Source organism: Streptomyces sp. NPDC043908 (assembly GCF_056435525.1).
Window position 1 is genome coordinate 110,677 of the sequence record NZ_JBWKEI010000011.1, and the last position, 12,340, is coordinate 123,016.

4 protein-coding genes and 1 pseudogene are annotated in these 12,340 nt (G+C 73.4%); 4 read left to right on the top strand and 1 reads right to left on the bottom strand.

Annotated elements, in window-relative coordinates:
• The first annotated feature begins 2 nt into the window (after positions 1-2).
• The 4 genes and pseudogenes from AC069K_RS24080 (at position 3) to mhpA (ending at position 10,825) form a co-directional block, all read left to right on the top strand.
• Positions 3-5,342 (top strand): SDR family NAD(P)-dependent oxidoreductase, encoded by a 5,340-nt coding sequence (locus tag AC069K_RS24080; protein ID WP_478620040.1) that lies wholly within the window; start codon positions 3-5, stop codon positions 5,340-5,342.
• Between the two features lie 29 nt (positions 5,343-5,371).
• Positions 5,372-8,446: pseudogene (locus AC069K_RS24085) on the top strand (type I polyketide synthase); the annotation flags it as partial.
• 1 nt (position 8,447) lies between these two features.
• Complete coding sequence (locus AC069K_RS24090) at positions 8,448-9,239, top strand: arylamine N-acetyltransferase family protein (protein ID WP_478619644.1); 792 nt, start codon at positions 8,448-8,450, stop codon at positions 9,237-9,239.
• On the top strand, positions 9,239-10,825 hold the full coding sequence (gene mhpA / locus AC069K_RS24095) for a bifunctional 3-(3-hydroxy-phenyl)propionate/3-hydroxycinnamic acid hydroxylase MhpA (RefSeq protein WP_478619646.1): 1,587 nt from the start codon (positions 9,239-9,241) through the stop codon (positions 10,823-10,825). The genes AC069K_RS24090 and mhpA overlap by 1 nt, the downstream gene beginning before the upstream one ends.
• A 261-nt stretch (positions 10,826-11,086) precedes the next feature.
• Here the strand turns inward: mhpA and AC069K_RS24100 are convergent, their stop codons facing one another.
• A complete protein-coding gene (locus AC069K_RS24100; protein WP_478619649.1) occupies positions 11,087-12,088 on the bottom strand; it encodes an AraC family transcriptional regulator in 1,002 nt (333 codons plus the stop codon).
• Positions 12,089-12,340 lie beyond the last annotated feature (252 nt).

Below are 12,340 nucleotides of genomic sequence, written 5' to 3' on the forward strand. Positions count from 1 at the left end.
AGCTGCGCGACTACCTCAAGCGCACGCTTGCCGACTTGCGGCAGGCGCGGAACCGGTTGAGCGAGGTCGAGTCGGCGGGCAGCGAGCCGATCGCGGTCGTGGGGATGGGCTGCCGCCTGCCGGGCGGTGTCGGTTCGCCGGAGGACCTGTGGCGGCTGGTGGCCGAGGGCCGCGACGCGGTCTCGGAGTTCCCCGTCAACCGCGGCTGGGACCTGGAGAACCTGTACGACGCGGACCCCGACCAGCCCGGCAAGAGCTATACGCGCCACGGCGGGTTCCTGCATGACGCCGACGCGTTCGACAACGAGTTCTTCGAGGTCTCGCCGCGTGAGGCGCTGGCGATGAACCCCCAGCAGCGGCTGTTGCTGGAGGTGGCGTGGGAGACGTTCGAGCACGCCGGGCTCGACCCGGCCGCCCAGCGCGGCAGCGACACCGGCGTCTACGCCGGTGCCATGTACTACGACTACGACCCGGGCATCGGGCAGACGCCGGAGGACGTCGAGGGGCACCTCGGCATCGGCAACTCGGGCAGCGCCACCACGGGCCGTATCGCCTACACCCTCGGCCTCGAAGGCCCGGCGGTGACCGTCGAGACGGCCTGCTCCTCGTCGCTGGTCGCGATCCACCTCGCGGTGCAGGCGCTGCGGCAGGGCGAGTGCTCGATGGCCCTGGCCGGCGGCGCCGCCGTGATGGCGACTCCCGCGACGTTCGTGGAGTTCTCGCGCCAGCGGGCGCTTTCGGCGGACGGCCGCTGCAAGGCGTACGCGGCGGGCGCGGACGGCACCGGCTGGGCCGAGGGCGCCGGGCTCGTCCTGCTTGAGCGGCTGAGCGACGCCCGGCGCAACGGGCACCAGATCCTGGCCGTGATCCGTGGCTCGGCCGTGAACCAGGACGGTGCCTCCAACGGTCTGACCGCGCCGAACGGCCCGGCCCAGCAGCGCGTCATCCACCAGGCCCTCGCCAACGCCCGGCTGACGACCCGTGATGTCGACGTCATCGAGGGCCACGGCACCGGAACGACCCTCGGTGACCCGATCGAGGCGCAGGCCCTGATCAACACCTATGGCAAGGGCCGGGAGAAGGACCAGCCGCTGTGGCTGGGGTCGCTGAAGTCCAACATCGGCCACACCCAGGCCGCCGCCGGTGTCGCCGGTGTCATCAAGTCGGTCATGGCCCTGCGCAACGGGGAGCTCCCGCGCACCCTGCACGTGGACGAGCCCAGCCCGAAGATCGACTGGGAGGCTTCCTCCCTGCGGCTGCTGACCGAGGCCCGGCCGTGGCCCGAGGCCGACCGTCCGCGCCGGGCCGGCGTCTCCTCCTTCGGCGTGAGCGGCACCAACGCCCACCTCATCGTGGAACAGGCGCCCGAGGCGACGCCGGCGGAGGAGGCGGAGGAGCCCGGCACGCCGGCGTTCACCGACGCGGCGCCGCTGGTGCTCCCGCTGTCGGCGAAGTCCCCGGCCGCGCTCCGCGCCCAGGCCCGCCGGCTCGCGGACCATCTGGCCCGCCACCCGGAGCTGACCCCGCACGCCATTCTGCCCACCCTCACCCGCCGTACCGCGCACGCCCACCGCGCCGCCGTGATCACCACCGGCACCGGGCACCTCCAGGACGCCCTGACCGCGCTCGCCGCCGGCACACCCCACCCGCACGTGATCACGGGCCAGGCCGCCAGCAGCGGCAGGACGGTGTTCGTCTTCCCCGGCCAGGGCACGCACTGGGCCGGTATGGGCGCCCGGCTGATGGAGGCCAGCCCGGTCTTCGCCGCCAGCGTCCGCGAGACCGCCTCCGCCATCGCCCCGCACACCGACTGGGACCTCGTCGACGTCCTGAACCAGCGCGACGGCGCTCCCTCCCTCGACCGTGTCGACGTCCTCCAGCCCGCCTCCTTCGCGGTGATGGTGGGTCTGGCCCGGCTGTGGCAGGCCCATGGCATCGAGCCGCAGGCCGTGATCGGCCACTCGCAGGGCGAGATCGCCGCCGCCCACATCGCCGGGGTACTCACCCTGGAGGACGCCGCCCGGGTGGTCACCCTGCGGGCGCAGACCATCGGCGCCCACCTCGCCGGACTCGGCGGCATGATGGCCGTGAGCCGCCCGTACGACCGGGCCCGTGAGCTGATCCGGCCCTGGGACACGCGCATCGAGGTGGCCGCCGTCAACGGGCCGTCGAGCACGATCGTCGCGGGGGACCCGGCCGCGCTGGAGGAGCTGAAGGCGCACTGCCGGACGCTGGACATCAAGTCCCGCATCCTGCCCGTCGACTACGCCTCCCACACCAGCCACGTCGCGAAGATCGAGGACCAGCTCCACGAGCAGCTGAAGGGGATCACGCCCGGCCGGGCCACCATCCCCTTCTACTCGACGCTGGAGCAGCGGCTCGTCGAGGACACCACGGTCCTGGACGGTGACTACTGGTTCCGCAACCTGCGCCACACCGTCCACTTCCACGCCACCCTCCAGAAGCTGGTCGAGCAGAACCACACCACCTTCATCGAGATCAGCGCCCACCCGGTGCTGGGCCCGAGCATCCAGGAAATCCTCGACGACGCCCCCGACGCGGGCCTCGCCACCGAGTCGCTGCGCCGGGACGACGACTCCGCCCAGCAGTACCTGACCGCTCTCGCCCGGATCCGCACCCACACCACCACCCACCCCCAGCCCCCCACCGCCGAACCCGCCACGCACCCCCTGCCCACCTACGCCTTCCAGCACCAGACGTACTGGCTGAAGCCGAAGCAGAACGCCGCGGCGGAACTGGCCACGGCCGGCATCAGCACCTCCGGGCACCCGCTGCTCGGCGCCTTCGTCGAACTCCCGGACTCCGGCGGCCTGGTGGCGACCGGGCAGATAGCGCTCGCCACCCACCCCTGGCTCGCCGACCACGCGGTGTCGGGCACCCCCCTCGTCCCGGGCGCCGGACTCGTCGAACTGGCCCTGCGCGCCGGCGCGGAAGCGGGCGCCGAGCGACTGGAGGAGTTCCTCATCGAGTCGCCGCTGGTCCTGTCGGACCGGGGAGCGCTGCGGCTGCGCGTCGTCGTGGGCGAGGAGGACGAACGCGGTCACCGCGCCGTCGGCGTGTACTCCGGAGCCGTCGAAGAGGGCGCCGCCACGGTGTGGACCCGCCACGGCAACGGTGTGCTCGCGGCCCAGGGCGCCGCGCCGGGCGGCTCACCGGAGCCGTGGCCGCCGGCCGGGGCGACCCCGGTCGGGCTGGACGGCTTCTACGAGCGCAAGGCCGCCGAAGGGTACGCGTACGGCCCGGCGTTCCAGGGACTGCGGGCGGTCTGGGTCCGCGGTGAGGAGACCTTCGCGGAGGTCCGCCTGCCCGAAGGCCCGCAGGACGACGCATCCCGGTTCGAGCTGCACCCCGTACTGCTCGACGCGGCCCTGCACGCGGCCGCCGCGACCGCCGGCGACAGCACTGAGGACGGCCTTCTGCTGCCGTTCGCGTGGCACGGCGTCACCGTGCACGCCACCGGTGCCTCCGCCCTGCGCGTACGGATCACCAGGAAGGCCAACACCGCGCTCGCCCTCGACCTGGCGACCCCGGACGGCGCCCCGGTGGCCACCGTCGACGAGCTCGTCCTGCGTCCGGCCACGGGGGAGCTGCGCGCACCGTCCCCGGTGCGCGACTCCCTGTTCCGCACCGAGTGGACCGAGGTCACCCGCCCCGCCGAGGCGGCCGGGGACGTCGACGTCGTCGACACCACCCGCTGGGCGGGCGCCGAAGGCCCCGACGGCGTACGGGAGTTCACCTCGCGCCTGCTGGGCGAGCTCCAGGCGTGGGACGCGCGCTCCACGGCCGGGACCGGGCTGCTGGTGGTGACGCGCGGCGCCGTGTCCGTACGGCCGGGCGAGGGCGCCGACCCCGTCGCCGCCGCCCTGTGGGGCCTTCTGCGCACGGCGCAGGCCGAGCACCCCGGCCTCATCACGATCGCCGACGTCGACACGGACACCGACACGGAAGCCGACGCCCACACCTTGCGCGCGCTGCCCGGCCTCGCGGAGCCGCAACTGGCACTGCGCGCGGGCGAGGCGTACGCGCCACGGCTCGTACGGGACACCGGAGCCGGCCCGGCAGGGGCACGGCCGCTCGACCCCGAGGGCACCGTCCTGATCACCGGTGGCACCGGCACCCTGGGCCGCCAGGTGGCCCGCCACCTGGTCACCGAGCACGGCATCCGGCAGTTGCTGCTGGTCAGCCGGCGCGGCCCGGACGGCGCGGGAGCGGACGAGGTCCGCGACGAACTGACCGGGCTCGGCGCCCACGTCACCATCGCCGCCTGCGACGCCGCGGACCGCGAGGCGCTCGGCGAACTCCTCGCCGCCGTCCCCGACAAGCACCCGCTGACCGCCGTGGTGCACACGGCCGGCGTCCTCGACGACGGCATGCTGGCCGATCTGACGCCCGAGCGGTTCGCCACCACCCTGCGCCCCAAGGCGGACGCCGCCTGGCATCTGCACGAGCTCACCGAGAAGCTGGACCTCGCCGCCTTCGTCCTGTTCTCGTCGGCGGCCGGCACCCTGGGGAGCCCCGGCCAGGCCAACTACGCCGCTGCCAACGGCTTCCTGGACGGCCTCGCCGAGCTGCGCGCCGCGCGCGGGCTCCCCGCGGTCTCGCTGGCCTGGGGCCTGTGGGCCGAGGCGTCCGGGATGACCACGCACCTGGCGGGCAAGGACCTCGGCCGGCTGTCCCGGCGCGGCGCGGTGGCCCTCGGCACCGAGGAGGGCCTGGCCCTGTTCGACGCGGGGCTGCGCTCCTCCGAGGCCCTGCTGCTGCCGGCCAGGCTCGACTTCGCGGCGCTGCGGGCGGAGGCGGCCGCCGGGCGCACCACCCCGCTGCTGCGCTCCCTCGTCCGGCCGCCCCGGCGCACCGTCCAGCAGGCCGGCGCCGTGGCGGAGGAGTCGTTGGCCGCGAAGGTCGCCGCGATGGACGCCGGGGACCGGCACGCGTTCCTGCTCCAGCTGGTCCTCACCCGCGTCGCGGCCGTCCTCGGCCACGATGGGGCGGACGCGGCCGTCGCGGAGCTGACGTTCAAGGAGATCGGCTTCGACTCCATGCTCGCGGTGCAGCTGCGCAACAGCCTCGCCGAGGCCACCGGGATCCGGCTGCCGGTCACCCTGGTCTTCGACTACCCCACGCCGTCCGAACTCGCCGGGCAACTGCTGGGCGAACTGCTCCCCGACGAGCCGGCCGAGGCCGGACAGAGCGGGGCCCCGGACGACCGGGAGACCGACGAAGCGCTGGAACGCATCGCCGCCATGGACGTCGACGACCTCGTCGCCCGTGCGCTCGCCGGCGCCACCACCGAACCCCAGCCCTCCGGGGAGGCATCGTGACCACGCCCAACGACAAGATCGTCGAAGCCCTGCGCACCGCCGTGATGGAGAACGAGCGGCTGCGCGCGGAGAACACCCGTATGACACAGTCCGCGCACGAGCCGATCGCGGTCGTGGGGATGGGCTGCCGCCTGCCGGGCGGTGTCGGTTCGCCGGAGGACCTGTGGCGGCTGGTGGCCGAGGGCCGCGACGCGGTCTCGGAGTTCCCCGCCAACCGCGGCTGGGACCTGGAGAACCTGTACGACCCGGACCCCGACCAGCCCGGCAAGAGCTATACGCGCCACGGCGGGTTCCTGCACGACGCGGCCGGGTTCGACGCCGGATTCTTCGAGGTCTCGCCGCGTGAGGCGCTGGCGATGAACCCCCAGCAGCGGCTGTTGCTGGAGGTGGCGTGGGAGACGTTCGAGCACGCCGGACTCGACCCGGCCGCCCAGCGCGGCAGCGACACCGGCGTCTACACCGGCCTCATGTACCACGACTACGCCTCCCGGCTCACCGAGATCCCGGTGGAGCTGGAGGCGACCCTGGGCGTCGGCAACAGCGGCAGTGTGGCCTCGGGCCGTCTGTCGTACGTGTTCGGCCTCCAGGGGCCCTCGCTCACGGTGGACACGGCGTGCTCGTCGTCACTGGTCTCGATCCACCTCGCGGTGCAGGCGCTGCGGCAGGGCGAGTGCTCGATGGCGCTCGCCGGTGGTGTCGCGGTGATGGCCACCCCGGCGACGTTCGTGGAGTTCTCGCGCCAGCGGGCGCTTTCGGCGGACGGCCGCTGCCGGGCGTACGCGGCGGGCGCGGACGGCACCGGCTGGGCCGAGGGCGCGGGACTCGTCCTGCTTGAGCGGCTGAGCGACGCCCGGCGCAACGGGCACCAGGTGCTCGCGGTCATCCGTGGCTCGGCCGTGAACCAGGACGGTGCCTCCAACGGTCTGACCGCGCCCAACGGCCCGGCCCAGCAGCGCGTCATCCACCAGGCGCTGGCCAACGCGCGGCTCACCCCCGGTGACGTGGACGCGATCGAGGGCCACGGCACCGGAACGACCCTCGGTGACCCCATCGAGGCGCAGGCCCTGATCAACACCTATGGCAAGGGCCGGGAGAAGGACCAGCCGCTGTGGCTGGGTTCGCTGAAGTCCAACATCGGCCACACCCAGGCCGCCGCCGGTGTCGCCGGTGTCATCAAGACCGTGATGGCCCTGCGCAACGGGGAGCTCCCGCGCACCCTGCACGTGGACGAGCCCAGCCCGAAGATCGACTGGGAGGCTTCCTCCCTGCGGCTGCTGACCGAGGCCCAGCCGTGGCCCGACGCCGACCGCCCGCGCCGGGCGGCCGTCTCCTCCTTCGGTGTCAGCGGGACCAACGCCCATGTCATCGTGGAACAGGCGCCGCAGGCCCAGCCGGCCGAGGAGACGGCAGAGCCGGAGATCTTCGCCGAGGGGGCGCCGCTGGTGCTGCCGCTGTCGGCGAAGTCCCCGGCCGCGCTCCGCGCCCAGGCGCGCCGGCTCGCGGACCACCTGGCGGAGAACCCCCACCTCACGCCCCGCGACATCCTGCCGGCCCTCACCCGCCGGACGCCTCTCGCCCACCGGGCGGCCGTGGTCACCACCGGCGGCGAGGAGCTGCGGGAGGCCCTCGTGGCACTCTCCGCCGACAGCGCCCACCCCCATGTGGTCACCGGCAAGGCCGTGAGCGGCGGCAGGACGGTGTTCGTCTTCCCCGGCCAGGGCACGCACTGGCAGGGCATGGGCGCCGAACTCCTCGAGTCGCGCCCGGTGTTCGCCGCCGGCGTCCACGACACGGCCCGCGCGCTGGCCCCCCACACCGACTGGGACCTGCTGGACGTCCTGCGCGGCCACCCGGACGCGCCCCCGCTGGAGCGGGTGGACGTGCTCCAGCCCGTGTCGTTCGCGGTGATGGTGGGTCTGGCGCGGCTGTGGCAGGCCCATGGCATCGAGCCGCAGGCCGTGATCGGCCACTCGCAGGGCGAGATCGCCGCCGCGCACATCGCCGGAGTACTCACCCTGGAGGACGCCGCCCGGGTGGTCACCCTGCGGGCGCAGACCATCGGCGCCCACCTCGCCGGACTCGGCGGCATGATGGCCGTGCACCGCTCGTACGACGCCACCGTGGAGCTCATCGGGGGCTGGAGCGACCGGATCGAGGTGGCCGCGGTCAACGGGCCGACCAGCACGATCGTCGCGGGGGACCCGGCCGCGCTGGAGGAGCTGAAGGCGCGCTGCCGGACGCTGGACATCAAGTCCCGGATCCTGCCCGTCGACTACGCCTCCCACACCAGCCATGTCGCGAAGATCGAGGACCAGCTCCACGAGCAGCTGAAGGGGATCACGCCCGGCCGGGCCACCATCCCCTTCTACTCGACGCTGGAGCAGCGGCTCGTCGAGGACACCACGGTCCTGGACGGTGACTACTGGTTCCGCAACCTGCGCCACACCGTCCACTTCCACGCCACCCTCCAGAAGCTGGTCGAGCAGAACCACACCACCTTCATCGAGGTCAGCGCCCACCCGGTGCTCACCCCGAGCATCCAGGAAGTCCTCGACGACGCCCCGGCCCCCACCTTCACCACGGAGTCGCTGCGCCGCCTCGAAGGCTCCCCCCACAAGTTCCTGACGAGCGTCGCGCAGATCCGCACCCACACCACCACCCACCCCCAGCCCCCCACCGCCGCGATCCCGGCCCACCCCGTCCCCACGTACCCGTTCCAGCACCAGAACTACTGGCTGCGAACCAAGGGCCCGTCCGTGGGCGGTTCGATCGACCCGATCGACACGCCCCTGGAGGCCACGGAGGAGAACATGTCGCTCGCCGACCGTCTTGACGGCCTGTCCGACGACGAACAGCACAAGGTGCTCGTCGAGTTGATCTGCGCGGAGGGCGCCTCGGCCCTCGGCCGGGAGGGGGAAGTCCTCGAACCCGAGGGCGCCTTCTTCGAGGTCGGCTTCAACTCGCTGGCCGCCGTGGAGATGCGCAACCGGATGGGCGAGGCCACCGGACTCAAGCTCCCCGTGACGCTGCTCTTCGACTACGCCACGCCCCTCATGCTCGCCGACCACCTCCTCGACAAGCTCACGAAGACCAGGAGTGCCTGACATGTTCGCAGTTGACGCCTATCTCGCCGCGCTCGGCTACACCGGTTCCCGGGACCTGACCCCCGAGACCCTGCGCGACCTCCAGAAGCGCCACCTCGTAACGATCCCGTTCAACAACGCGCTGCGCACCGACCAGGGCACGCAGTCCGTCGCCGACGCCGACATCGACCTCGACGCGGCCTTCGCGTCCGTGGTGGAGAAGGGCTCCGGCGGTGTCTGCTTCGAGCTCAACGGCCTGTTCCGCAAGCTCCTGATCGAGCTGGGCTTCCAGGTCGAGCACCTCTCGGCGGGGGTGCGCGGCCCCGGCGGCACCTTCGGGCCCGACCTGGAGCACATGCTCCTCGGTGTCCGTCTCGACGGCGACCTGTGGCTGGTGGACGTGGGCTTCGCCGGTCCCGGCTTCCTGGAGCCGCTGCGGGTCGGCGACGGGATACAGCACCAGTACGGCGTCGACTACCAGGTCGTGCCGCAGGACGGCTACTTCGCGGTGAAGCGCCGTATCCGCGACGCCGACTGGCAGGACGTCTACCGCTTCAAGGACCAGGCCCGCGACCTCTCCGAGTGGTCGGCCGCCGCCGAGGCCGCGGCCGACGGCGAGGACGCCTGGAACTGGGAGGGCGAGCTGGTCGCCGCCGACACCGTCATCCGGGCCCGCTCCTTCGAGCAGGGCCAGCGGGTCCTCGTCGGACGGCGGCTGCTGACCGTCGACGACGGCCGCGAGACGGTGAAGGTGCTGATCACCCCCGAGGCGTACGAGGAGGCCGTCCAGCGCATCCTCGGCCAGGTCGCCTGATGCCGGCGGAACTGGCCTCGCGGGTCCTGGTCGTCGGGTACGGGCCGGTCGGCCAGCTCCTCTCCGTGCTGCTGGCGCGCAAGGGCTGGGACGTCACGGTACTGGAGCGCTGGCCCCGCCCGTACACGATGCCCCGTGCGGTGGCTTTCGACGGCGAGTGCGCGCGCATCCTGGCCGACGCCGGGGTCGGCGGTCACATAGCGGAGTTCGGCGAGCCGTCGGGCGACTACATCTGGCGCAACGCCGACGGGGACGACCTGCTGCACTACGTGTCGCCCGCCACGGGTGGCCTGTCCGGATGGCCCGACTCCACCTCGATGTACCAGCCGGGCCTGGAGTCGGCCCTGATCGCCCGGGGCGAGAGCCTCCCCGGTCTGCGGGTGCTGCGCGGCCACCGGGCCGTGGGGCTCACCCGCGAGGCGGACGGGCCGGTCACCGTCGAGGCGGCGGACGAGTCGGGCGGGACCCTGAGGATCACCGCGGACTGGGTGGTCGGGTGCGACGGAGCCAACAGCTTCGTCCGGGGCGCCATGGACGCCGACTGGACCGATCTCGGCTTCCGCTACGACTGGCTGATCTGCGACGTCGTCCTCAAGGAGCCGCGCGCGTTCTGGCCGAACAACCTCCAGATCTGCGACCCGGCCCGGCCCCGCACCGCGGTGTCCGCCGGTCCCGGGCACCGCCGCTGGGAGTTCATGCGGGTGCCCGGCGAGTCGCCGGAGGAGTTCGACAGCCGGGACACCGCCTGGCGGCTCCTGGAGGAGTTCGACGTCCGGCCCGGCAACGCCACCATGGACCGGCACGCCGTCTACACCTTCCAGGCGGGCTGGGCCAACAGGTGGCGGGACGGGCGGCTGCTCCTCGCGGGCGACGCGGCGCACCTGATGCCGCCGTTCGCGGCCCAGGGCATGTCGTCGGGGTTCCGGGACGCGGCCAACCTCGCCTGGAAGCTGGACCTGGTCCTGGCCGGGCACGCGGACGAGGCACTGCTCGACACGTACACCGACGAGCGGCGCGAGCACGTGCGGCACGCCGTCGACATGTCGGTGAGCCTCGGCAAGGTGATCTGCCTGACGGACCCGCGGGCGGCCGCGGAGCGGGACGAGCTGATGCTCGCCATGCGCGGCCGCACGGTGGGCGCCACCGCCCAGCCCTCGGCGGTGCACCCGCTCGCGGGCGGGTTCCTGCACGAGGACGGCGCCGCCTCTGCCGGCGGACTGACGCCGCAGGGCCGGGTGTCGGGCTCCGGCGCGGCACGGCTCCTCGACGAGGAGACGGGCACCGGCCTGCGGCTGCTGACCACGGTGCCGCTGACCGAACTCCTCAACGCGGAGCGCCGCGCGTTCCTCTACGGGATCGGCGTGCGGACGGTACGGATCGTGCCGCCGGGGACCGCCCCCGGCGACGGGACCACGGTGCGGGACGACGAGGACGTGCTGCTGCCGTACCTGGCCCAGCACGGCGCGGTCGCCGCGCTCGTACGGCCCGACTTCTACCTGTACGGCACGGCGGGCGACGGCGACGCGCTGCGGGCGCTCGTCGACGGACTGCGGGCCCGGCTGGGAGACCACGCCCTGCGGCGGTGAGCGGTGGCCGCGGGGACCGACGAGACGCGGGCCGTGACACCTGTCACGGCCCGCGTCTCGTCTTCGGGACCCGTCGGACCGCGGGCTGCCCCCGGCTCAGCGGGGGGAGCTGATCTGGCCCAGGAACAGCCCGCGTGCTGCCGTCGACGACGGAGCCGACGCCGTGCCGGGTCCCGGGCACGGTGCTCACAACGTATCGCCGCGATCCCCTCCCGCCGATCCGGGATGCGTGGCCGTTTTCCGCAGCCGGGGGCGGGGGCGTCAGGAGCCGGCCAGGGTCCGGGAGGGCAGTTCACCGAAGCGGGTGCGGTAGTTGTCCGCGAAGCGGCCCAGGTGGGTGAAGCCCCAGCGGTAGGCCGCCTCCCCCACGGTCAGCCGGGCCGGGTCGGCCTGGCGCAGCTCGGCGTGGACCCGGCTCATCCGGACATCGCGCAGATACGCCATCGGGGACATGCCGAGGTGGCGGCGGAAGCCCTCCTGGAGCCAGCGGACGCCGACCTGGCCTATCCCGGCGAGCTCGGTCGTGGTGTACGGGCGCTCGGGATGGGCGTGTATCGCGTCCACGACCCGTTTGACCGGCCCGGGCAGCACGGCCCTGACCGGCTTGTCCAGCTCTTCGCGGTAGCGGTGCCCGGCAGCCAGGAGCAGGCCGGTGAGCAGGGCGTCCTGGAGGCGGGCCGCCATGAGCGGCTGGGCGAGCGCCCCGTGTTCGTTGTCCATCTCCCGTACGACCAGGGCCACCATCCGCGACCAGCTCAGACCGGGCCCCTGGGTGAGGTCGAGTTCGGGTGCCAGGCGCGTCCCGGCGGGGACCGAGCGGTCGAGGAGGACCTCCAGGTGGCGCAGCAGGTCCGGGGCCTCCACCTTGACGGCGAGCAGGCGGCAGTCCCGGTTCCACCGCTCCAGCGTCGGCTCGCCCTCGGGATGGAAGACGGCCGCGCGCCGGGCGGTCGCGGTGGCGCGGGTCCGCGCCTGGCGCCAGGTGAGCTCCCCGGAGAGCGGGACGTCGACGTGGTACGCCCCCAAGTCGCCGAAGCGCATGCGCACATCGGTGCCCCAGCGCAGGTCGCCGAGGGTGAGCGGCCCCAGCCGCCCCACGTCGAAGACGGCGTCGAGCCGGTGCGTCCGGTCCAGTACGTCCATGGAGGTGGCGTAGTACGTCTCGCCGATCACCTGGCGCGCCTCGTCGAGGTCCCCGGTACGGAAGGAGAGCCGGGACGCGGTCGGGGTGCCCCGCGTGCCCGAGTGCGAAGTCGCCTGCATGGCCACATCTTCCCGGTGGGCGGCCCCGGCCGTCACCACCGGCCGCCCACCGGGTCGGGGGAAGGCGCGGGAACCGCGCCGGGCGTCGCATTCCCTCGCGGGGCCCGCCCAAGGGAATGGAGGTGATCCCGGAGAAAAGCGGTGCGGCCCCTCTGTGTTTACCCGGAAAGGTGGTGAACGCGTCGTACGCTGAAGCGGTTATCGGCTATCGGGTCATCATCGGAACGCTCCGGTCCGTCCATGGAGGGTCCG